This window comes from Alloalcanivorax dieselolei B5, assembly GCF_000300005.1.
Lineage (GTDB): Bacteria > Pseudomonadota > Gammaproteobacteria > Pseudomonadales > Alcanivoracaceae > Alloalcanivorax > Alloalcanivorax dieselolei.
The window spans coordinates 547,194-570,195 of record NC_018691.1; the positions used below are offsets into that span (position 1 = coordinate 547,194).

General features: G+C 60.7%; 21 protein-coding genes. 7 read left to right on the forward strand and 14 right to left on the reverse strand.

Annotation, left to right across the window (positions count from 1 at the left end; translation table 11 throughout):
- The first annotated feature begins 192 nt into the window (after positions 1-192).
- Entirely contained in the window at positions 193-1,875 is a 1,683-nt protein-coding gene (locus B5T_RS02580; protein ID WP_014992894.1) for an AMP-binding protein, read from the forward strand.
- Positions 1,876-1,949: 74 nt separating this feature from the next.
- A complete protein-coding gene (locus tag B5T_RS02585; RefSeq protein ID WP_014992895.1) occupies positions 1,950-3,605 on the forward strand; it encodes an AMP-binding protein in 1,656 nt (551 codons plus the stop codon).
- Positions 3,606-3,905: 300 nt separating this feature from the next.
- Here the strand turns inward: B5T_RS02585 and B5T_RS02590 are convergent, their stop codons facing one another.
- The 8 genes from B5T_RS02590 to B5T_RS02625 all read right to left on the reverse strand — a co-directional run bounded on the left by B5T_RS02590 (position 3,906) and on the right by B5T_RS02625 (position 10,789).
- Positions 3,906-5,393 (reverse strand): aldehyde dehydrogenase family protein, encoded by a 1,488-nt coding sequence (locus B5T_RS02590; RefSeq protein WP_014992896.1) that lies wholly within the window; start codon positions 5,391-5,393, stop codon positions 3,906-3,908.
- A gap of 18 nt (positions 5,394-5,411) precedes the next feature.
- Positions 5,412-6,728, reverse strand: a complete 1,317-nt coding sequence (locus B5T_RS02595; protein WP_014992897.1) for an alginate export family protein — start codon at positions 6,726-6,728, stop codon at positions 5,412-5,414.
- An 18-nt stretch (positions 6,729-6,746) separates the two neighbouring features.
- Entirely contained in the window at positions 6,747-7,280 is a 534-nt protein-coding gene (locus B5T_RS02600; RefSeq protein WP_014992898.1) for a cytochrome c family protein, read from the reverse strand.
- 7 nt (positions 7,281-7,287) lie between these two features.
- The gene (locus tag B5T_RS02605) at positions 7,288-7,812 is read right to left on the reverse strand and encodes a methylamine dehydrogenase light chain (protein WP_014992899.1); all 525 of its coding nucleotides are present in this window, start codon (positions 7,810-7,812) and stop codon (positions 7,288-7,290) included.
- 15 nt (positions 7,813-7,827) lie between these two features.
- Complete coding sequence (mauD, locus tag B5T_RS02610; protein WP_014992900.1) at positions 7,828-8,433, reverse strand: methylamine dehydrogenase accessory protein MauD; 606 nt, start codon at positions 8,431-8,433, stop codon at positions 7,828-7,830.
- Between the two features lie 6 nt (positions 8,434-8,439).
- Complete coding sequence (locus B5T_RS02615; protein ID WP_014992901.1) at positions 8,440-8,979, reverse strand: MauE/DoxX family redox-associated membrane protein; 540 nt, start codon at positions 8,977-8,979, stop codon at positions 8,440-8,442.
- A gap of 14 nt (positions 8,980-8,993) precedes the next feature.
- On the reverse strand, positions 8,994-10,136 hold the full coding sequence (locus B5T_RS02620; protein ID WP_041716744.1) for an amine dehydrogenase large subunit: 1,143 nt from the start codon (positions 10,134-10,136) through the stop codon (positions 8,994-8,996).
- A gap of 122 nt (positions 10,137-10,258) precedes the next feature.
- Positions 10,259-10,789: a hypothetical protein gene (locus B5T_RS02625; protein WP_148279190.1), complete on the reverse strand. Its 531-nt coding sequence runs from the start codon at positions 10,787-10,789 to the stop codon at positions 10,259-10,261.
- Positions 10,790-10,814: 25 nt separating this feature from the next.
- Here B5T_RS02625 and B5T_RS02630 point away from each other — a divergent pair, with 25 nt between their 5' ends.
- On the forward strand, positions 10,815-11,609 hold the full coding sequence (locus tag B5T_RS02630; RefSeq protein WP_014992904.1) for a hypothetical protein: 795 nt from the start codon (positions 10,815-10,817) through the stop codon (positions 11,607-11,609).
- 9 nt (positions 11,610-11,618) lie between these two features.
- On the opposite strand, the gene B5T_RS22160 is transcribed toward B5T_RS02630, so the two are convergent.
- Positions 11,619-12,572 (reverse strand): helix-turn-helix domain-containing protein, encoded by a 954-nt coding sequence (locus B5T_RS22160; RefSeq protein WP_014992905.1) that lies wholly within the window; start codon positions 12,570-12,572, stop codon positions 11,619-11,621.
- 534 nt (positions 12,573-13,106) lie between these two features.
- Between B5T_RS22160 and B5T_RS02645 the strand changes: the two genes are divergently transcribed.
- The 3 genes from B5T_RS02645 (at position 13,107) to B5T_RS23340 (ending at position 14,625) form a co-directional block, all read left to right on the forward strand.
- Positions 13,107-13,577 carry a hypothetical protein gene (locus B5T_RS02645; protein ID WP_148279191.1) on the forward strand — a complete coding sequence of 157 codons (471 nt, stop codon included), beginning with the start codon at positions 13,107-13,109 and terminating at the stop codon, positions 13,575-13,577.
- Positions 13,578-13,915: 338 nt separating this feature from the next.
- Complete coding sequence (locus tag B5T_RS23335) at positions 13,916-14,356, forward strand: tetratricopeptide repeat protein (protein ID WP_202803028.1); 441 nt, start codon at positions 13,916-13,918, stop codon at positions 14,354-14,356.
- 95 nt (positions 14,357-14,451) lie between these two features.
- Complete coding sequence (locus tag B5T_RS23340) at positions 14,452-14,625, forward strand: hypothetical protein (protein WP_167321197.1); 174 nt, start codon at positions 14,452-14,454, stop codon at positions 14,623-14,625.
- A 468-nt stretch (positions 14,626-15,093) separates the two neighbouring features.
- Here B5T_RS23340 and B5T_RS02660 read toward each other — a convergent pair whose 3' ends face one another.
- The 4 genes from B5T_RS02660 to yrfG all read right to left on the reverse strand — a co-directional run bounded on the left by B5T_RS02660 (position 15,094) and on the right by yrfG (position 18,901).
- Entirely contained in the window at positions 15,094-16,638 is a 1,545-nt protein-coding gene (locus tag B5T_RS02660; protein ID WP_014992909.1) for a phosphoenolpyruvate carboxykinase, read from the reverse strand.
- 319 nt (positions 16,639-16,957) lie between these two features.
- Entirely contained in the window at positions 16,958-17,812 is an 855-nt protein-coding gene (hslO, locus tag B5T_RS02665) for an Hsp33 family molecular chaperone HslO (RefSeq protein ID WP_014992910.1), read from the reverse strand.
- A 49-nt stretch (positions 17,813-17,861) separates the two neighbouring features.
- Positions 17,862-18,251, reverse strand: a complete 390-nt coding sequence (locus tag B5T_RS02670) for an RNA-binding S4 domain-containing protein (protein WP_014992911.1) — start codon at positions 18,249-18,251, stop codon at positions 17,862-17,864.
- Positions 18,248-18,901: a GMP/IMP nucleotidase gene (yrfG, locus tag B5T_RS02675; RefSeq protein ID WP_014992912.1), complete on the reverse strand. Its 654-nt coding sequence runs from the start codon at positions 18,899-18,901 to the stop codon at positions 18,248-18,250. The genes B5T_RS02670 and yrfG overlap by 4 nt, the downstream gene beginning before the upstream one ends.
- Before the next feature lie 139 nt (positions 18,902-19,040).
- On the opposite strand from yrfG, the gene B5T_RS02680 reads away from it, so the two are divergent.
- Positions 19,041-20,489 carry an aminotransferase-like domain-containing protein gene (locus B5T_RS02680; protein ID WP_014992913.1) on the forward strand — a complete coding sequence of 483 codons (1,449 nt, stop codon included), beginning with the start codon at positions 19,041-19,043 and terminating at the stop codon, positions 20,487-20,489.
- Here B5T_RS02680 and B5T_RS02685 read toward each other — a convergent pair.
- Positions 20,476-22,680, reverse strand: a complete 2,205-nt coding sequence (locus B5T_RS02685; RefSeq protein ID WP_014992914.1) for a hypothetical protein — start codon at positions 22,678-22,680, stop codon at positions 20,476-20,478. The two genes, B5T_RS02680 and B5T_RS02685, sit on opposite strands and share 14 nt — an antisense overlap.
- Between the last annotated feature and the right edge of the window lie 322 nt (positions 22,681-23,002).

Sequence of the window (23,002 nt, forward strand, 5' to 3'; positions counted from 1 at the left end):
GAACAGTTTACCGGCATCTCCGGACGAACGGAAAAGCCCAAGCTAGTGCTTAGGAACTAAAAGCGTGGACAGCCAGTCACGACTTAAGTATAAGTGACGTCGTGCAAGTTTACCTTTACGTTAACGTAAAGGCGTAAAGCGGGGCTGGACGGGCCCCTCATACCGACAACAATGAACGACAAGGAGCCTGCCATGACGGAGTCCTATACCCGTGGGCCGCGGGACAAGACGCTGCTGACCTCCACCATTGGCGATGCCTTTGACAATACGGTGGCCGCATACGGTGAACGGGAGGCGCTGGTGGCCAGTCATCAGCAGCTTCGTTACTCCTGGAATCAACTGGCCGAGGAAGTGGAACGCTATGCCCGCGCTTTCATGGCCCTTGGTCTGCAACCCGGTGATCGTCTTGGTATCTGGGCGCCAAACTGCGCCGAATGGTGCATTACCCAGTTCGCCAGCGCCAAAATGGGTGCCATCCTGGTCAACATCAATCCCGCCTACCGCCTCAATGAGCTGGAATACGCGCTAAAGCAATCCGGTTGCCGCTGGCTGGTCTGCGCCGATAACTTCAAGACCTCGGATTACCAGAGCATGTTGACGGAACTGGTGCCGGAGCTGGCATCGTCCCGTCCCGGGGACGTGCACAGCGAAGTCTTGCCTGAGTTGCGTGGTGTGGTCAGCCTCGCCGATCAGCCACCCGCGGGCTTCATGAGCTGGCGGGAACTGGGTGCGCTGTCGGAATCGGTGGCGGTGGACGATCTCAAGCAGCGCCAGGCCGGCCTCAAGCCCGATGACCCGATCAACATCCAGTACACCTCCGGTACCACCGGCTTTCCCAAGGGCGCCACGCTCAGCCACCGCAACATCCTCAATAACGGCTATATGGTGGCCGAGAGCATGGGCTTTACCGAACGTGACCGGCTGGTGATCCCGGTACCGCTTTATCATTGCTTCGGCATGGTGATGGGGAATCTCGGTTGCATGACCCATGGCAGCACCATGATCTATCCGGCGCCGGGCTTTGACCCCGAAGCCACGCTGGAAGCGGTGGCCAGTGAACGGGCCACCGCCCTGTACGGCGTGCCCACCATGTTCATCGCCGAGCTGGGGCATCCGCGTATCAAGGAATTTGATCTTTCCTCCCTGCGCACCGGCATCATGGCCGGCGCTACCTGTCCCATTGAAGTGATGCGGCGGGTGATCAGCGAAATGCACATGGAGGAGGTGCAAATCGCCTATGGCATGACCGAGACCAGCCCGGTATCACTGCAAACCGGTGCCGATGATGAGCTGGAGCGCCGTGTCTCCACCGTTGGCCGCACGCAGCCGCACCTGGAAACCAAGGTTGTCGACGAGCAGGGCAACACCGTGCCACGTGGCGAAATCGGCGAGCTGTGCACCCGGGGCTACAGTGTGATGCTGGGCTATTGGAACAATCCGGACGCCACCGCCGGTGCCATCGACGATGACGGCTGGATGCACACCGGAGATCTGGCGGTGATGGATGACGCCGGCTATGTCCGCATCGTGGGGCGCAGCAAGGACATGATCATTCGCGGTGGCGAGAATATTTATCCCCGTGAAATCGAGGAGTTTCTGTACACCCATCCCGCCGTGGTCGACGTCCAGGTGATCGGTATCCCCGACGACAAGTACGGTGAGGAGATCGTCGCCTGGGTGAAGTTGAAAAGCGGGGAACAGGCCGACGCCGAGGTGTTGCGTGACTACTGCAAGAATCGCATCGCCCATTTCAAGACTCCCCGGCATTTCAAATTCGTGGACGATTTCCCGATGACGGTGACCGGCAAGATCCAGAAATTCCGTATGCGTGAGATCAGCATCGAAGAGGTTCGCGTCACCGTTACCGAATCCTGATATTCCCGAGCCTGTGACGACAGCGCCCGGCTGGCCGCCGGGCCGCGAGATATTTAAAAGAAGGAGAGCGAGCCATGCGCCAGTACAATGAGGCGGTGGAGCAGTTTGATCTTGAAAAGGAGGCGGGCGCTACCCTGTCCGGCTCCCTGGAGCGTCTGAACGCCTGCGTGGAATGCTGTGACCGTCATGCCCTGCCGGGACGGATCGCCCTGTTCTGGGAAGGCGCCGACGGCGACAGCGCCACCTACACATTCAGCGAATTACGTGACAAGGCCTCCCGTTTCGCCGCCTTTCTCGCCGACCAGGGCGTATGCGCCGGCGATTGCGTGGCGGGCTTGCTGCCACGCCGGGTGGAACTGCTGATCACGGTGCTGGCCACCTGGCGGCTTGGCGCGGTGTACCAGCCGCTGTTCACCGCCTTCGGTCCCAAGGCCATCGACCACCGGCTGCAAACCGCGGGTACCCGGGTGGTGGTCACCGACGGTGATAATCGCGGCAAACTGGACGGTTTGGAAAGTGATCCATTGGTGGTCACCGTCGGCGGCGACAAAGGCCGAGGCATCCGCCGGGGTGACTTCAGCTTCTGGGCGGAACTGGAGAGCCACCAGGACGGCGCCGAGCCGGTGATGCGCAGTGCCGACGACCCCTTTCTGATGATGTTCACCTCCGGCACCACCGGCTTGCCCAAGGCGGTGCCGGTACCGCTCAAGGCCATCGTCGCTTTCGCCGGCTACATGCAACACGCGGTTGGCTTGCGTGAAGACGACGCTTTCTGGAACCTGGCCGATCCCGGCTGGGCTTACGGGCTTTACTATGCGGTGACCGGCCCGCTGTCCCTTGGCCATCCCACCACCTTCTACGACGGCGGCTTTACCGTGGAAAGCACCTGCCGGGTGATCAATAAATACGGCATTACCAACTTGGCTGGCTCGCCCACCGCTTATCGGTTGTTGATGGCTGGCGGTGACACCGTGGTAAAGGCGCTGCGCGGCAAATTGCGGGCGGTGAGCAGTGCCGGTGAGCCGCTGACGCCGGAGGTGATCCGCTGGTTCGCCAAGGAACTGGGCACCACCATTCACGATCATTACGGCCAGACCGAGCTGGGCATGGTGCTGTGCAACCATCACGAACTGGAGCACCCGGTGCGAATCGGTGCCGCCGGCTTTGCCGTGCCCGGGCACCGGGTGGTGGTGGTCAACGAAGAGGGTGAGGAATTGCCGGTGGGACAGCCGGGGATTCTTGCCGTGGATCGCAATCAGTCCCCCTTATTCTGGTTCCCGGGGTATCCCGCCGATCCGCAAAAGTCGATGCTGAAACACTATTATATGAGCGGCGATACGGTGGAACTGAACGACGACGGCAGCATCAGTTTTGTCGGCCGTTCCGATGATGTGATCACCACCTCCGGCTACCGGGTCGGCCCGTTCGACGTGGAAAGCGCCCTGATCGAACACCCGTCGGTGGTGGAAGCGGCGGTGATCGGCAAACCCGACGAAGAGCGTACCGAACTGGTGAAAGCGTTCGTGGTGTTGGGGGCCGGCTACCGAGGGGATGACGACCTGGCAAAGGAACTGCAGCAAGCGGTTCGCCAGCGTTTGTCCGCTCATGCTTATCCGCGCGAAATTGAGTTCGTGGAGTCGCTGCCGAAGACACCCAGTGGTAAGATACAGCGATTCCTGCTGCGCAATGAAGAAGTGGCGCGGCAACGCCAGGCGGCCACCACGGCCTGATCCTGACGTTTTTTTGTTCTGCCTTGCGCCGGCCCCTTGGGCCGGTTTTTTATTGGGTTCATCACGGTTTAGCGGGATCCGACCTTATCCTCCATCGTGGACAGCGGAGCCGCGTTACGCCTTTACGGGAACGCCGTGAATACGTCCCTGTAGGCTTCCGGTCGAACGTCCCTGTTCGACAGGATCCCGCAAAGGCGTAACGCGGCTCCGCTTCGAGGTAATCGACGAGCACGGATGTCCTTCGTACAGCCCCGTGCCCCCGATGGAGCTCCCCATGCCTGTTATTCTGCGATCGTGCCTTTAATACCGTACCGTCACCGACTTCAGTTCGGTGTAATCCTCGATGAAGGCGCTGCCGAACTCCCGGCCGATGCCGGAGCCCTTAATGCCACCGAATGGCACGGCCGGGTCGATGAAGGTGTGCATGTTCACCCACACCGTGCCCGCTTCGATGCGCGGCACCAGACGCAGGGCCCGGGACAAATCGTTGGTCCAGAGGCTGGCTGTCAAACCGTAGGGACTGTCGTTCATGAGGGTCAGCAATTCTTCTTCGTCATCGAAGGGCAGGAAGCACGCCACCGGGCCGAACACTTCCTCTTGCAGCAAAGTGGCATCGCGACGATCCGCCACCGCCAGGGTCGGTTCGATAAAGAAGCCAGGGCGGTCCAGCGCCCGGCCACCGTGGACGATCTCGCAACCCTGATCGGGGGCACTGGCGAAGTACTGGCTGACTTTTTCGAAGTGCGGGCGGTTGGAGAGCGGTCCGAAGTCGGTGCTTTCATCCAGCGGCGAGCCAATTTTGAGCTGCTTCAGCTGTGCCGCCACGCCGTCGACGATTTCATCCAGCCGTGAGCGGTGCACGTAGAACCGTTCCGCCGCCGCGCACACCTGGCCTTGATGCAGATAAGCCGCTTCCATGACGCCGGCCACTGCTTTTTGGGTGTCGATATCAGCGAGAAAGCCGGCGGCGTTCTTGCCGCCCAGCTCCAGAGTGGCACGGGTCAGGTTGGCCTGCATGGCCTGGGCGCCAACCTTACGGCCGGTGTTCATGGAACCGGTGAACGAGACCTTGCTGATCTTTTCGTGCTCGATCAGCGCCTGGCCGCAGGCGCCGGTGCCGCAGACCACGTTGAGAACGCCGTCGGGCAGGCCGGCTTCCTTTGCCAACCCGGCCAAACGCAGCAGGGTGAAGGGGGTGAACTCGCTGGGCTTGATCACCACGGTACAGCCGCAAATCAGCGCCGAGGCGATTTTCCAGATGGCGATCATCAACGAGAAATTCCACGGCACGATACCGGCCACCACGCCGACCGGTTCGCGTAACGTGAAGGCGGTGTAGCGTTCGCCCTGCATGGAAGGCAGTGACGGTGTCAGCGTCTCGCCGTTGATCTTGCCGGCCCAGCCGGCGTAATAGCGAAGGAAATGGCTGCTTTGTCCCACCTCGAAGGCCCGGGACAACTGAATGGTCTTGCCGGAGCACAGTGTTTCCAACTGCGCCAGCTCTTCCCCGTGCTGATCGATCAGGTCGGCGAGCCGGTTAAGGATGGCGCCGCGTTGCAGCGGCGCCATGTCCCGCCAGGTGCCGTGAAAGGCGTGGTGGGCGGCGTTCACCGCGGCATCTGTTTGCGCCGGATCCGCTTCCCGTACCTCCGCGAAGGTTTCGCCGGTGGCGGGGTTCACCACCGGGTGGGCCGGACCGCTGGCCCGGCCATATTCGCCGTTGATGAAACAATCATGACCCTGCTGCAGGAATGCCCGCACCTCGGGTAATAAAGCGATGTCGCTCATGGTCCAGTCCTCATTGCATTAAAACGAAAAGGCGACGATCAGTTGGCTGTACAGGTTGCGATCGTCATTGCCTAATTGTGTGCCGCCATCGGCGGCGGCGCGGTCCGGTTGGTACAGACCGATGACCGGAATCAGGGCGAGATGATCGTTCACCGCCCATTCCAGATAGAGGTCGTATTCCCGGGCACTGGTGTCCGCTCCGGCGTCCCGGTCCAGAGTGGTGAAGTCGTAGGCCAGCAAACCGAGCGACAGGTTTTCTTTTGGCGTCACTGTCGCGTCCAGATGATGGACCCGTGTATTGGTGTTGAACGGGCCGGCGTAGTTGGCCGCCACTTCACCCTGGAACCAGGTGCCGAGGGCGCGGCCGTTGCCGTATAACAAGGGATCGTAGCCGGTGGAGAAGCGGCTGAAGCGATAGTTCACGCTGGGTTGCCAGGGCAGCTCGCTGAAGGTCCAGCCCAGTTCCGCGTACCAGGCGTTCTCATCGCCCTGGTCCTGATCCTGCCAGGCGTATTCCGCGGCCAGGAACAGGTTCTTCACCCCGGCGTTGCCCTTGGCACGCAGGCTGACGGTTTCCATGTCATCCCGTTGCGGATAGAGGAAGGCGAATTCATCGTCGAGATCGGTGACCTTGACGTAGGTGAGGCCCACGGTGCCTTTGTCGTTCACATGCTCCAGAACGCCAACGTTGAGTTCCGGTTTGGCCTGGGCCGGGTTGTCGGATTGTAGCCACATGACGTCACCGCGCCAGCCTTGTTCGCCGCCCAGGCTGATGATCGCGGTTTTATCGATGGCGCTGCGGCCGGCGAGATAGTAAGCACCGCCACGGTTCAGCGCGCCGTCGGCGATGCCCTTGCCGAAGTTCAGCGAATCACTGGTGATCAGAAAGCCGTCGCCGACGACCACCCTCTGCCGGCCGGCGGACACCGCCAGACCATCTTTGCCGAGGGCGGGAAACAGGGCGCCGGAGTGCCAGGTCAGGAAAGCGTCCTCCAGTTTGGTGGTGCGCTCGCTGCCGTCGGAGAAGCCGGCGGCGTCACCATCGCCCCAGGTGCCGGTGGTGGTCCAGCGCAGGGCGCCGGTGACGCGCTGATCCCGGGTCAGTCGGTGTTCACCGCTGATGCCATATTTCACCGCGGCTTCCTGCCAGGTGACGCTACCCTCATCGAGAGTGCCGGCCTGGTCGTAGTTTTCCTGACTGTGCAGCCAGGCGGCGGTGCCGGAAACATCGAAATTCAAAGTAGTATGATCGTTGTTGGTCAGCTCCAACGCATGTGTGCCGGTGGCCAGCAGCAGGAGAGAGCCGCCGGCAAGAGAGGCATGAGTGACGCGCATGATGAATGTCCTCTGTTGTTAAGGTGTGGAGGCGGGCATGCCGTCGTTGATGTCGATACCCTGGTCGCGCATGGCACGGATCAGCCCGGCCCGGGTGCCGGGAATGTTGTCCATCATCCGGTGGCGAATCGCCGCCACGTCATCGGCGCTATAGGGTTGGGCGTCGGCCGGCGTGCTGTCACCAGCGATACCGTCGCGGCGCAGGATCCAGTTCAGCAGCGCCGCCAGCTGTTCGTCGTTCAGCGCTGCCTGGGCCACGCCGGGTACGCGCACCAGAAATTCCTTTCCCCCCGGTACGCGCAGAAAGTTGCCGACAAAGCCGATCATGTTGGGAACGTCGTTGGCGGGCGCGCCTTGCCCCTGGGGCAGATGGCAGCCCGCGCATTGCAACTGATAGTTCACCTCCGGGCGATAGCCGGCCTGGGATAGTGGCACCTGCGGTTGTTCATTACCCGGTGCCGGTTTCTGCCCAGGGTCGGGAAACGCCCGGGCGTGCCCGGCCGGGGTGGCCAGGCAGGCAAGGATCAGCAACAGTGGCGGCAACGGCTTCATGCCGGGCTCAGGCGCTGGCCACGCCGCGAATCACGGCGACGGTGCAGTTGTAGACGTTGGCCTTGGCGCCCAGGCACCAGTTGATGTCGTTGTTGTTGAACGGCCGGTACATCGGTTCCTCGCTGTCGTTACGGGTGCAGGCGCACTGGCCGCAGCTGTGCTTACCGCAGCAATCGTTGTAGGAGATGATGTAGTCCAGGCCGTCCGCTGGGTTGCGGCAGGTGCCGATCCAGGTGACCTGGGAGACTTCCGTGCCCGGCGGGCAACTGGTCACCGAGCCGCCGCAGCAACTGCACAGAAAGCCGTCCACGGAGCAGTAACGCCAGTAGTCGCAGCTGTTGGGATCGCCGGGGTCACCGGCGGATGGCGACTCCGCGGCCAGCGCCTTGGCGGTGCGGTCGATGGGCAACAGCACCGGCATGGCGGTGCCCACCACCATCAGGGAACCAAGCTTGGAAAGAAAATTTCGCCGCGACGTGGTGCTGGCCACATGCCGGCTGGAGCGTTCGAAAAAACGGTCGAGAAATTTCATGGTCGGACTCCTGGCTCAGGACGGCGTATGCATGGAAGGGGAGGGCTTGTTGAGGTATTCCTGCAGGGTGGCCGCGCCCAGGTGCTCGGTTTCGAACAGGCTGTCCAGGTGTTCCCGCGAGTTCACCAGCCCTTTGGCCTTGAGCACGCCCTGACGATCGATCATCACCGCGTAGGGCAGTTTGCCGATCTGATAGGTCATGCCCACCTGCGGGCTGACCACGTAGCGCGCGCCTTCCAGCCCGAATTCCTTGATCAGTTTTTGCTGCTGTTCCGGCTCACCGTCGCTGATGTACACCACGTCCAGATCGTCGCGGGCCTTGTCGATGGCACGCAGCGCCGGCAACAGGGATTTGCAGATCGGGCAAGTCGGCGACAGGAAGAACAGCAGCTGAGTGCGATCGTTGGCGTAACCGAAGTTCACCGGACGCCCCAATAGATCCTCGGCGGTAACCTGGGGCGCGGGCTGATTCACCGCCACGCCTTTGTCCACCATAAGAGCGCCGGCGGGGGCGATACGAGCGTGCAGAACACCGATCTGACGGATCAGGCCAAACACCACCAGAGCCAGGGCGATCAGTAAGCACCAGAGCAGAATGTTGGAAATCAATAGAGCAGTCATAGCGTATTACCTTCCGGTCAAAGCAAGCAGGCGCGGCCGATTCGCCAAGAGGGCATCGGTCGCGGCGTAAATCAGCAGGGTCGCGGCGCCGGCGGCCAACACCACGAAACCGTCGAATAAACCCAGGGTGCGTTCGGCCACGGGCAGGCCGGCCGGTATCGCCAGGGCGATCAGCAAGCCATTGCGGATCAGCAGCAACGGATGCAGGGGTTGCTGACTGTTGGGGCCGGCGCAGCCGCAATCGAGATCGTGGCGCCCGCGCAGCAGATTGGTGATCATGGCCAGGGCGTAGAGCGCGAGCAGGCCGGCGGCGAGAACGGCGCTGGTGACGCGGCTGGGCTGGAACAGCAAGCCCAGGGCCAACGCGCCTTCCAGAACCGGCAGTGCGCGGGCGGTTACCGTGGTCAGACTCGTTGGCAACAGCTGGTAGGCATCCAACTGGCGTTCGAACCAGGCCGGTGCCTGCAATTTATGCAGCGCCGCGCTGGCCAGGATCACCGCCAGGGCCAGGGCGCCGGCGATGCTGATAATCGGATCCAGCGTCATGGTTATTCCTCCACTCAGTGATTGAGGATCAGCGTTGGGGTCTTGCTGACGCCTTCCATGGTGTGAAGGTGCTTGCCGGTTTTCAGATCAAAGGTCTCCAGGCCGCCCTCGATGTTGGTGCCCAGTAGCAGCGGGGCGTCATCGTTGGTGGCGTTGAGGCTCCAGATCAGATTCGGCGCTTCCAGCGTGCCGACCTTCTTGTGAGTTTTCAGATCGAACGCCCAGATGATGGTGCTCGGGTCTTCCCACTTGTGCCGCTCATGATCGGGATGCATCAGCACGTAGAGACGATTCAGTCGCGGTGCGATGGCCATCAACTGCCAGCCGCCGGGGGCCCAGCCGTCTTTCTTTTCCTGTTCGTTGGTCAGTGACCAGGTGGGCAGGACCTTGGGTTTGGCATCGGAGAAATCGACACCGTGAATGACGCCCTCGGTGGTAACGAAATAGAAGGTGTCGCCCAGATGGATGGCCCTTTCCACCAGCTTCTCCTGCTCCGGGTCGAAGAATTGGGTGGTGGTGCGATCACTGACCTTGCCGTTGTCATCCAGGGTGGTGACTTGCAGATCACCGCTGCCGCACAGGGACGCGAAACGCCGGTCGCCGATCGGATAAGCCAGGATGCAGCCATTGATGTTCACTTCGCTGGCCACTTTGCGGGCCTGGGTATCCACCACGGTAATGGTTTGCGATGGCGTGAAGTTGTAAACGTAAACAAAGCGGTCATCGCCGCTCATCGACAACGCGTACTTCTCGGTCAGCGTGGAGGCGCGCTTGGCGGGGATTTCCACTTCCCAGGAGGGGGACAGCGTGCGGGTATCCCAGGCGGTCAGCACATCGGTGCGAGTGCCGCGCACATAGCGGCTGAAAAAGATATCGGCGGTGTAGACCGTCTTCTGATCGTGGGCCAGCACTGCCGGCGCGGCGCCGCCGGTGCTGAGCATGCCCAGTACTTTTTGTCGGTCCGGATCCACCACCACCACCCGGGTGGCGACCATGTTGTCGAACTCGAAGTCGATCAGATAACTGCGGTGAGGACTGGGTGGGAAGGGCAGTTCGGCCTGGCCGACGGTTTCGGTCGGCAGCGCCGCGTACAAGGACGGAGGGATCAGCACGGATCCCAGCGCCAGCAGGCCGGCGGCAAATTTGGACAAAGGCATGGTGATTCCCTGTTTTTGGTTATCGATGGCATGGAACACTGCCTTCAGTCTGCGCCGGTCAGGGAAGGGGAAGCTTGAGAATGGGTGCCAACCCGTTGGCTATTCTTGCCAAGACAGGGCGTTTAGAGGCGGGCGAGTACCCGTTGCTGAATGTCGAGAAGCTGGGTCTCGCTGAGTGTGGTGAGCGTATGCAGGCGTTCGGGCAGTCCACTGCTCTTGCGCTGAACGTAGAGATTGAAGCCTTTGCGTCGATCCCCGCGCACCTGAATATCGGCGATATCCTCATAGGGTATGAGGGCCAGCCGTGGGCGCAAGGTGGTGCCGAACAGAACCCGGAGGATGTCCCCGAACAGGGCTGGCCGGTCGGGCAGCGGCGCCAGAGGGACGTAGTGGAGCCCGTGATCGTCCAGTCGGCAACGGATAACCCGGCCGGTACACCACAGCAAGGCCAGCCCGATCAGCAGAAACGACAGGCTCATGCCCGCCATGATGACGCCGGGAAAGCTGACCAGCGAGGTCAGATAGAAAAGGATGCTGTCCTTCAGCGATTCACCCGTGCCCAGGCAGATCCAGACCGGCAGGAACCCCATGAAAGTGAAGATGGTGCCCGCGATGGCGGTGGGATAGCGCTTCAGGTAGTAGGATGTTGCCATGTCCATATTTCGCCGGTGAGCGTCCATGAACGGATTCAAGCATAAAATGGCGATCAATACCGCCGATCCTGTCCGCGGCTTTCTCTTTGTGGCGCTGCTGTGGCTATGGCCGGCGGTGCCGTGGGCGACGGAGATTGGTCCGCCGGGCGTCTATCTGGATTTCGCCGGCGACCGTCAGGATCAGTACCAGGGGCAACTGACGGCGCCGGAATTCACCGCGCCGCTTTATTTCCTGCTATCGGATTGGGTCGCCGCCGACATCGAAGTCGGTGGCGTCGACGGCACGGTGGTGGCCAGGTTGAGCCGGGAGATGGGGGATATCCGGGGCGGGCCGGGCAGTTATGATCTGGCGGAAGGACCGGCGTCGGAAAACGGCTCCTGGTTCGCCGGCGTGCTGGCGCCGGGACGCTATGCGCTGTGGGTGGCGTCACCGGAACGCAAGCCGCTCTCCTACACCGTGTTCATGACCGCGCCATCACGCCGGGCCCCAGAGGTTTGGAGCGTGGCGCTCGGGCGTCTGTCGCGGGAGCCGATCCTGGTCACCGAGCATCTGGAGGCACCGGTACTGACGCATCGCTATCAGGTGAGGATCGACCGCCAGGTGTTGTTGGAAGCGACGATCGGCGTGACCGGGCCGATACCACTGCTGCGGATTCTGTCCGCCGATGGCCGTCGTACCCTGGCACAGGCCCGTGACGGGGCGGATAGCGTGCGCATCCGGGTGCCGGCGGGCCGTTATCAAGTGGAGATCAGTGGCGAGCGGCCCGCGCATTATGATCTGACACTCCATGCCACCGGATTTTCCAAGGGCGGCGATTAGTCCGCCGAATCAGTTGTGACGGCCCCGCGCTTGCAGACGCCAGTCGCTTGGGCTGATGGCGAAGGCCGTCTTGAAGCTGCGGCTAAAGGACGCGCTGTCGGTAAAGCCATAATCCAGAGCCACTTCCAGAATGCTGCGATGGTCGTTGTCGGGCAGGGCGAGAGCGTCGCGCACCGCATCCAGCCGTACCTGGCGGATGAAGCGTCCGGGGGTGACCTGATGCTCCTGAAACAGGCGGTACAGGGCGCGCCGGGATACATGCAACGCCTCGGCCAACTCGTCCGGACTCAAGTGCGGGTCGTCGATATGGGCGAGCACATGCTGATGGGCGGTATCCAGTCGAAGGGTAGGCGAGGCCTGACCCGCCGGCCTGACGGAACAATGGATCAGGGCGGACAGCATCAATTGCACCGCCTGAAAAATGGTCTGTGCACTGTCGCCGTCGCCGGGCCGGTCCAGTAAAGCCAGCAGAGCGGCCAGGGCCGCGCGGGCGGTGGTGCGATCATTCAGCGAACGGCCGCAAAGGCGGTCACTGATCTGGTGCCAGCCAGGCACCGCATGGTAAGGCAGAGTCAGTACCGTCAATTGCGCCTGGTGGCCTTCCTCCAATCGATAGGGGCGGCTGGTATCGCACACGGTGATGTCGCCGGGACACAGCACCGTACGGTGGCCATCCTGCTCCACCAGCATGCGCCCGGCCTGCTGCCACATGACCTTGAGGTAGCCGGTTTCCGCCCGTTTGATGGCGTAATCGGTGCGGGTGAGCTGGCACTGGTCGGCACGGATCACCGCCACCGAGCGCTCGCCGAGACTGGTCAGGCGCACCCGGGCGTGGAAGTCGTCACCCCGGGGCGAGGCGATCTTGAGCCAGGGGAAGTTGTCGTTGACGAACTGCCGCCACGGCTGAAACCCCCGCAAGGTACGGGTTTCCACAAGATGATTGGGGCTGGCTGCGGGTTCCATCGGGACCCTCCGCGTAGGCGTTGGCGAAAAGGAGAGAACGGTCACTGTCTTGCTGTGATAGGGCTTCCGGTGATGCCGCTACCGGCGCAGCAAACGCCGTGCCAATGCTTCCTTTCCGCCTGGGTTTGTTGGACTTTTAGGGAAATATAACAAATTAATGAATTGGGGCAATGCTGGATAGGCGGTCGTCTCAAAGAGTCGGTGGCGCAATGGATGATGTTTCCTGATGCGAAGGGGGTGTTTCTGTGATTTTGTTATCGTAATCAACATTTTGCATTTGATGGCAACTTTTTGAGCCTGTACATCGAAAGCAGTGAGGAAAACTTGGTTATGAAGGGGCGAAATGGGCTTGCTTCCCTTCTGCCTCCATCGGGACTTATTTAGAGACTATGTTTCAGATCTGAATAGATGGCTATGGGTGGGCAGCTCTAACTTAGGGAAGTTAGAAATATACGATGAAAAACTAATCTCTGGCGACTTCGGCGAGAGCATGAAGAACGTTGCAAAGAAAAGTGTGATTGAAGAGGACTTTTTATGTCTGATAAATGGGATATAAGTGTTGCGTGGTTGGACGGTTACTTAAGTGCACTTGGTGCGATAAATGGGGAAATAAGGGAGTTTTTTCTTTGTGCATTTATAATGGAGAAAACCGATAAAGAAAGTGTTTCTGAAGAGTTGTCTGACTTTTTTTCCCCAGAATCTACTTTTGTATGTGGCGGTGTAAAAAAAGTTTTTGATTGGTACGAATATTTGGAGGGGAGCATAAAGGGGCTCATTATCTCGCGCCCCTTGAATATTACGGTTTTTGATGAAATTTTGCAGGAAAGGAAATCGTATTTTGCCCTTCGGATTATGGATGTTGTTTCTGATGTGATGGAGAAGGAGGGTGAAGCTATTCTATATGATGTGGTGGGCAATTTTAACAATGAAGGTAATGGTGTCAGGTTTTTTGTTGTCGCGTCTGAAAGATTTCGCCTGGTTATTCAATTCTCCGTTGATTATTAGTTTGAAGGGTTTATTTTTTTTGCTTGGAATGGTCTTGTTTTTGTGTCGAGTCTGGCGCCGTGTTTTAAATGAAGAGAGTGGTTTGAGTTGGTTTCAGGAGGCTTTGGCAATGTCGATATTGTCATTGGTGTGGAGGGCAACTCGCTAATATTTCCTGGGCAGTATTTTGATAATGAAGCAGGACTGCATCAGAAAGGATGGAAATGGAAGTGGCTGCCGGCAGGGGGGGCGGAGCGCTAATTCCCTGTCTGACCAAAGACGACTGTTTTTTTAGTATCCAGAACAGTGTTGTGAGTTGTTCCCTGAAAAGTGTGGCAATGATTGTGAGAGGTGAAGTCATGTCTGATGCAAAGGAAAAATATGACAGGGCACTGTCTGAGGCCAATAGCGATTCTCCTGATATATCTCTCGTTTTAGAGTTGCTAAATGAATCAATGGATGAAGGTTGTTCAGATTCTGCCTACGCCTTGGCGACATGGTATTTATTTGGAAATCATGTTGAGAAGGACTGGAATAAGGCTGCTTTTTTGTTAAAGAAAGCTTCGCGCGATAAGCATCCCAGCGCTCTTTACGACTTGGCTGTCTGCTACGAGGAAGGAAAAGGCGTTAAGCAAGATGAGGGGGAAGCATTCCGGCTGTATTTGCAGGCCGCGTTGCGCGGCGATAGGCAATCATTTCATGAAGTGGGGCGCTGTTATTACTATGGCATAGGTGTAGACGAAGACAAGACTCTTGCTGACATATGGCTAGAGCGAGCAGAAGAGCTTGGTGTTGATTAAACATTCGGGTCCTTTGAGCCCGGATTTTTACTCAAAAATGGTATGGTGGTACCGATTCCGGCTAAGTAGCCAAGATTAAGAATGCGCACAACGCAATGGGGAATTTTGAAAATTGGATACAAGAAAACTGTGGGGCGGATTTTAATGATGTTCATGTCAGAAATTTATTTGGCGACTATCCGATCAGCATTGCTGCAGTAGGTGGATTTGTTGGTGAAATAAAGATCTTGCTCGACATAGGCTTTGGGGTTGCTCTTTTTTCAGCATAAGAGGGCGTTCGAGGGGCTCGATTTGACGTTGGTGTATATTTCATGAGTGTGGTTAGGCTTATTATATTAATGACACTGTTTTTTTCATCCTCTTCATTTCCAGACTGGAAGCCAAACCCTCAATTCAGCATAGAAGGGGCCGACTACATCGATACGCTGAGGTTCGTGGCCGGGTTTTCTTACGCTCTGTCATATTCCAAGGCATATACGGCAGAGAGTGCTGGAGACGATGGTTTCTTTTGCCTGGAGCCAAATCAGGTTACATCCAAGCTAATCATGGATCTTGCGAATAAGAGATTAAGTGGAGATGTTACGTCGGAGGAATTCTCCATTGTGGTTATAGAGGAGCTTGCGAAGACGTTCCCGTGTAGATAGTGGGCATAGGAAAGATATTCCTGGTGCCGATTCATGACCCACAAAAAAGCCCGCCGAAGCGGGCTTTTTTACTACCGGGCGCTGATCAGGGGATCAGGCCTTGGGGCCGGCGGCGTGGATCTCTTCGGACACGTCCGCGTATTTCTCGGCGAAGTTCTTCTCGAACTGCTGCGCCAGGTCACGGGCCTTGGCGTCGTAGTCTGCCGGGTTGGCCCAGGTGTTTTTCGGTTGCAGCAGGTTGTCGTCCACACCGGGTACGGTCTTCGGCACATCCAGGTTGATGATGTCCAGGTGCTCGGTTTCCGCGTCGTCCAGGGCACCGCTGAGGATGGCATTGACCACGCCACGGGTGGTGGGGATGCTGAAGCGCTCGCCCTGACCGTAGGGGCCGCCGGTCCAGCCGGTGTTGACCAGGAACACCTTGGAGCCGAATTCTTCCATGCGCTTGATCAGCAGCTCGGCGTATTCACCGGCACGGCGCGGGAAGAACGGGGCGCCGAAGCAGGTGGAGAAGGTGCTCTTGATGCCCGGCTCGGAGCCCATTTCGGTGGAGCCGACCAGGGCGGTGTAGCCGCTCAGGAAGTGGTAGGCGGCGGCTTCCTTGCTTAGGCAGGACACCGGCGGCAGCACGCCGGTCAGGTCGCAGGTCAGGAAGATCACGTGCTTGGGCTCGCCGGCACGGTTCTGCGGTACCCGCTTTTCGATGTTTTCCAGCGGGTAGGCGGCGCGGGTGTTCTGGGTCAGGGACACATCGCTGTAGTCCGGCAGGCGGGTTTCGTCGTTGATGATGACGTTTTCCAGCACCGCGCCGAATTTGATCGCGTCCCAGATCACCGGCTCGTTCTTCTGGCTCAGGTCGATGCACTTGGCGTAGCAGCCGCCTTCGATGTTGAACACCACGCCCTTGCCCCAGCCGTGCTCGTCGTCGCCGATCAGGTAGCGGGCCGGGTCCGCGGACAGGGTGGTTTTACCGGTGCCGGAAAGGCCGAAGAACAGGGCCACATCGCCGCTTTCGCCAACGTTGGCGGAGCAGTGCATCGGCAGCACGTCCTTGGCCGGCAGCAGGAAGTTCTGCACCGAGAACATGGCTTTCTTCATTTCACCGGCGTAGCGCATGCCGGCGATCAGCACTTTGCGCTGGGCGAAGTTGAGGATCACGCAACCGTCGGAGTTGGTGCCGTCGCGTTCCGGATCACACTGGAAGTCCACCGCGTGCAGGATCTGCCATTGGTCCTTGCCGGCCGGATTGTAGGTGTCCGGGCGGATGAACAGGGTGTTAGCGAACAGATTGTGCCAGGCGGTCTGGGCGGTGACCTTCACCGGCAGGTAGTGTTCTTCGGCGGCGCCAACGTGAAGATGGGAAACAAAGCTGTCACTTTCGGTAACGAAAGACGCCACCCGATCCCAGAGGGCGTCGAACTTGTCTACCGGGAACGGGCGGTTCACCGGACCCCAGTGGATCTGCTCACTGGTGGAGGGTTCGTCGACGATGAAACGGTCCATCGGGGAGCGGCCGGTACGGTGACCGGTTTCCACCACCAGGGACCCGTTGGCGGCCAGTTGGCCTTCGTTGCGCTGAATCGCCAGCTCCACCAGTTGGGCCGGGCTCAAATCGTTGTAAATAATGGGATCGGTCATGGTTTTTCCTGGGCTTGTGGCCGAGCTGCGGGCTTGTACTCGGCGGCCGAAACCGCGTTCAAGGTAGCAAAGCCCCCTAGTTCGCATTGCGGGTGACAGTGCCGGTCTCGTGCCCTTTCGGGGCAAGACCTGAACCGGTGGTGTTTCCCACCTTTCGCCGCTTCCGGACCCGGAAAAACAGGCCAAGGGTAGCCGGGCGGCGACTGCACGGGCCCAAGGAAGCAACCGGGTGGATGGCTTCGGGAAGCCCGACAGGGGCGCGATTATGCCAGAAAAGCCAAAAGGTGGCGACGCCGTGCCGGGGCTCGTCGTCACGGATTTATGTTTCTTTGTGAATCAGCTCCGCCAGATCCACCGCATCGAAGTGCTCCTGGTGGCCGCAGAAGTCACAGGTCAGGGTGGCTTCCCCCTGTTCATCCAGGATCGCCTGCAACTCTTCCTTGCCCAGGGAAACCAGCGCCCGCTGGGTACGTTCCCGGGAGCAGGTGCAGCCAAACGTCAGCGGTTGGGCCGGCGGCAGCTGGGGCGGAGTGTCATGGAACAGCCGGTGCAACACGGTGGCGGTGTCCAGGTCCAGCAGCTCCTCACCGCTGAGGGTGCTGGCCAGCGTTTCCAGGTGTTCCCAGGTGAGGGCGTTGTGGTCCGCCTCGGCGACTTGGCTGGGCAGGCGTTGCAGCATCAGGCCGGCGGCGCGGCCGTTGCCCGCCGCCAGCCACAGGCGAGTGGGCAGTTGCTCGGATTGCCGGAAATAGCCTTCCAGGCAGGTGGCCAGGTCCGGCCCTTCCAGGGGCACGATGCCCTGATACTGGCGGCCCTGCTCCGGACTGATGGTGATCACCATGGTGCCCTCGCCCAGCAGCGCCGGCAGGTTGGTGCGGTCGGTCGGCAGGGATTCGGCGTGGCGGGCCAGCGCGCGCACCTTGCCGTCGTCGCTGCATTCCGCCATCAGCAGGGACAACGGTCCCTTACCCTGGGCCTGCAGAGCCAGGCGGCCCTTGAATTTGAGGGTGCTGGCGAGCAGGGCCACGGCCACCACCGCTTCGCTGATCAGGCTCTGCACCACCAGCGGGTAGTCCCGGTTGCCGGTGATTGACGCCAAACTGCTTTCCAGGCGGATCAGTTCGCCACGGATGTCGGAGTCCGGGAAGAGAAAACGTTGCTTTTGGTCCTGCATCGGTGCCTTTCCTGCTGTTTTTGGGGCCATGACGATTATGAACAGGCGCCTAGATGTCGTTGTCGCGCTTGAAACGGGCCAGGTCGCGCCGTTCCTTCTTGCTGGGGCGGTGATCCGGGCTGGCGTTGGCGTTGTGCGCCAGGCGTCGCTGTTCCGACTTGGTCTGTCGCTGTTGGCGGCTCTCCTCGGTTTCCTGATAGAGCGTCTGAGCGATGCTGGCCGGGCCGCGCCTATTGCTGAGGCCCTCGACCCGCACCGTCCACTGTTCATCGCCTTTGCGGATCACCACTTCGCTGCCGGGCTGCACGGTTTTGCTGGGCTTGGCCTTGGCGCCATCGACCTGGATCTTGCCGCCTTCAACGGCTTGCTTGGCCAGGCTGCGGGTCTTGAAGAAGCGGGCCGCCCACAGCCAGGAATCGATGCGGATGCCTTCGCTCACGGCAGCACCCGCAGGAAATCGTCGATGGCCTCGAACGGGTGGGTGTCGTCGCGCTCCGGCAGGCTGGAGTCGGGACGGCGGATGGAAACCAGGTGGCCAAGGCCGAAACGGCGACCGGAATGCAGCACCGGCAGCGAATCATCCACCAGCAGCGTGCGGGCCGGGTCAAACGGGTGCGCGTCGCGCAGATTCCGCCAGAACGGCTGATGTTCCTTGGCGTGGCCATAGTCGTGGCTGGAGACCAGGGCATCGAAGTAACGCTCGATGCCGGTGCGCTCCAGTTTCACCCGCAGCGCGTCGCGGTGGGCGTTGGTGACCATGATCACCCGCCGAGAACTGGCGGCGAGAGCGTCGAGGAACGCCTCGGCGCCGGGGCGGATGGCGACGCGCTGTGCCGCCGCCCGCTTCAGTTCGGCGATGTTCAGTCCCAGTTCCGAGGTCCAGAAGTCCAGGCAATACCAGTTCAGGGTGCCCTGGTGGCGGCCGATCCAGTCATGCAGCTTGCGCTCCGCCTGATCGGCGGGCAGCCCATGGGCCTGGGCGTATTGTTCGGGGACGTGCTGCTGCCAGAACCAGTTGTCGAAGCGCAGATCCAGCAGGGTGCCGTCCATGTCCAGCAGCACCGTGTCGATAGCGTTCCAGTCGATCATTGTCATGCCTGTCGGGGAAGTGCCTGTCGCGGTGGCACAGTATGCAGGATCGGCGCCGGCGCCGAAATACGCCGGGTGTCCGGTCACGGTCCGGCGGTGCATAATCGGGGCACATATGACAATAAAATGAGAAGGTTTGGTGAGCGAAGAAGGGTTCCTCTACGAGCGGATCAGTCGCCGGCTGTTGGAGCAAATCGGGGCCGGCAGCTACGCGGTGGGGCAAAAATTGCCCTCGGTGCGACACCTGAGCCGCCTGTTCCAGGTCAGCGTCAACACGGTGATGCAAAGCTACCGCCAGCTGGAGGCGGAGGGTTATCTGGAGATTCGTCCCCAGTCCGGCGCCTATGTGCGTCATTGCGATGTCCATGACGTGCCGGAGCCGGATGGCTCGCGCTACCCGCTGCTGCCGGTGGAGGTGTCGCTGAGCGAGGAAGTGCTGCATTACATGGAATTGCATGTGGTGCCACGCCAGGTGCGGCTCGGTATCGCCCTGCCGGGCGTCGAGGTGATGCCGGTGGAGCGGGTCACCCAGACCATCCGCGAGGTGGCCCGGCATTATCCCCAGGAAACCTGGGATTACATGCATCCCCATGGCTATCCCCAGTTCACCCACCATCTGGCTCGCCGCAGCCTGTCGTACGACGTGCCGGTGGTGCCGGACGACATTATCGTCACCGGCGGCGCCATGGAGGGCTTGTCCCTGGCGCTGCGCAGCGTCAGCCGGCCCGGCGACGCCGTTGCGGTGGAATCGCCCACCTATTACGGCACCCTGTTGTTGTTGAAGACGCACCAGCGGCGGGTAGTGGAGATTCCCACCCATCCGCGCCATGGCATCAGCCTGTCGGCATTGGAGCGGGTCTTCGCCGAGCGCGGAGTGTCCGCCTGCATCGTGTCCGCCAATGCGCAGAATCCGCTGGGATTCACCATGAGCCGGGAGCGCAAGCAGGCATTGTCGGCGCTGGCCCGGCGTTATCAGATCCCGCTGATCGAGAATGATGTCTGGGGCGATACCGTCTATGAAGATGGCGCGGTACCGGTCAAGGCCTTCGACGACGACGGCTGGGTGCTCTACTGCAACAGCTTTTCCAAAACCCTAATGCCCGGCCTGCGCATCGGCTGGGCGGCGCCGGGCCGGTTCCAGCGGCGCTTTCTGGAACTCAAACAGCTAAGCACCATCACCTCCACCTCCCTGTCGCAGATCGTCATGGGGCGGTTGCTGGAAAGTGGTTTCTACGCTCAGCATATCCGGGATTTGCGCGCTACCCTGCAGAGGCAGGTGGAGGCCACGGCCCGGGAGGTGCGCGCGGCGTTCCCATCGGGTACCCGATTGACCCGCCCCACTGGCGGCTGCGTGCTGTGGGTACGGTTGCCGGGCCGGGTGAATGCCGCGGCGCTGTTCGAAAAAGCGGCCCGGGAAGGGATCCATGTCTTCCCCGGCGGTGTGTTCTCGCTGGACAACAAGCACTCGGATTACTTGCGCCTGAACGCTGGTGGCCCGGTCACTGGAGAGGTAGTGCGGGCGTTACGCTGGCTGGGAAAAGCGGCCGCCGAGCTGGCGGCCGTGGCGGGGAACGCTAATCGCGGCTGAGGCCGGTGTAGTCGTCCGTGTAGCAGGGCGATTCCCCGCATACATCGATCACCGAACCGAACTGTTCCAGGAACGCTGATTTCTGTTGCCGTGCGCTCACTGTGTTGCGCGGTGACTCGTGAGGATCCTCGCCGGCGCTTGGGCCGGTATTGGTCAGCGGAGCATAGGGCGTGCCGTGGCCACTGTCCGGGTCATGGGCGCCGCTGTCCCAGACCATCAGGGCATGGCCGTGATAGGGGTACTGCTGGATGCGCTCAATATCGACATAGGGCACGGTGTCCGGGTGCTCTCCCAATCGGGCGGTCGGCTCATGCATGGCCGCGCCGATGGTGCGAGCCATGATTTCCGCGCTCCAGGTGGTGACCAGGTGATCACCCAGGGCGGGGTGAAGAAGAACGCGCTTGCCGGTGGGGGTGCCGGGCAGGGAACGGCCGGCAAGATGGCTGAGGTAGCCGTTGTTTTCCGCTCTGTCCCAGAGCATTTGCATCAATCCCAGCACCAGGCTGCGATCCAGTTCGTTCGGGTAAGCCTGGTTGAGAATGACGCCGAACCGTTCATTGAAAGGGCCGTACCGGCGCAGCAAAAGGCTGTAGTTGCTGCCGGGCACGCCCAGGACACCACGATGCAGATTCGGGGCGGTGGCAATGAGGGCGCCGCCCAGGATGCCGCCCTGGCTGTTGCCGTCGTAGAACACCTCGGTGGGGTCGTAGATCAGGGTGTTGTCCGGGCCATGGTGGAACGCCGGGTCGGAGGCGAAGCCATCGGGATGGCGCAGAAGCTCGGCCAGGAACATGGCATTGAGCAGGCCCTGTTGGCTACGGTCGAGTTGGCGCGGTAACAGAGAGATGTCAGCGAGGATGTGATGGATCACGCCGGCGATAAAATCCTCTTGAGCCATGCCTATCCAGTCGGTGGCGCAAAACAGGATGTTGTGCTCCGTTTGCATGGCGCGCACGTTTCCGGAGCGGAACTCACCGCCAGGGCCTTCGCCAAACAGACCATGGCCGTAAAGCGCGGGCCGGGCGGGAGTCACCGGGCTGTCCGGATCGGAGAAATCCTGCACCGTGGAGTCCGGGACCTGGCAGCGAAAGCGGGCGGTAAGGGTGTCATCGCCGTTCCACTGTTCCGGCAGAGCGTCCGGTGCGTTGCTCCCGGAATAGTTGAAGCTGGCACCGGGAACGCCTCCAGTTTTATTCAGAAAGTTGGGGACTTCGAAGGTGCCGGTGATGCCACGGCTAAGGCCGGAGCGGGGTTTGCCCTCAATATCCGTGCCGACCTGATCAATGGTGAACGCGGGGGCGCCTCCTCCCAGATTGGCGAAGGCCTGATCGCGGATATGAAGGAGCCGCTCGGTCAGGTTTTTCTGGCTGGCGACGGTAAAGGTCCATGCCTGTATCAGGTCCCGCCGTGCGATACCGTGGCTTTCCAGGGATGCAAACAGGGTGTTCATGCTTTCCCGGCGGGCTTCCAGCACCGGCTCCCCGGTATCTTGACCATCCCGGTAGGCTTTGAAGAGCGCGGACGCTTCAAGGGCTTCCCCCTGGTCATCAACCAGGTTGCGCAGGGCCACGATGTAGGTCCGTCCTTCCAGCAAATTCCGGGCGGGCCGGATGAGCAGGGCGCGGCCTTCCGTGCTGGAGGCATTGGCGTCCATCTCCACCCAGATCAGTTGCCGCTCACCGGTTTCCGCGTCGAGCAGCAGTACCGGGGCGTCCGTGTCCATCGCCTTGGACAGATCGTCGATAGTGACGGCGCCGCTGGCCTCAAGATCCACGTTTCCGGTCCAGGTCTGGATCATGGCGCCGGGCGAGAAACCATCGTTCCGGTTCCACTCGGCGGGATCCACTGGCGTGGCCTCGGTGGTATGTACTCCGGTTGGGGCATAGGGGTTGGCGTCGATGGCGACCGGCTGGGCGATGGGCATCGCCTGCCGCTGGAAATTGACCCGGAGGCCGGTTGGTGTGGCCGCATCGGCTTTGGTGAAGTAGTTGTTCGGAAACGGGTACAGACAACGAGCGGTGACGGTCAGATCGCAGTATTCGGCGCTGGACAGGTCCAGATCGGACAGGTCGGGGGGCGGCTCCCCGGTGGCGGGACCGGACGATGAGCCGGAGCCCCCGCAGGCGGTGAGCAAAAGGAAGGAGCATGCCGCACCGGCAATGGCCAGGCGAGGATGTCGGATACTAAACATGAATCATTCTCCAGAACGACATTTTGTTGTTGTTGGCCTTTTTATCTAGCCATCACCGGGGCCTTTGATGAAAGGCACAGTTTGGAAGAAGCGGCTGGAACAGTGGGGAAAATCCTGGATTTGAAGCCGCCGGGTAGCCGCGGACCGGCTTGGGAAAATAGGGGGGACGCGATAAAAAACGCCGGCTGACGCCGGCGTGGTGAGGCAGTGCAAAAGGTAAGGACGTTAATAGCTCTCCCGAGAGCGCTCACTAATAGCTAACGACCTCGGCGGTTATCTAACCGTCTCGCGCGGCGGCATAACAGATACAGTTGCCGCCATT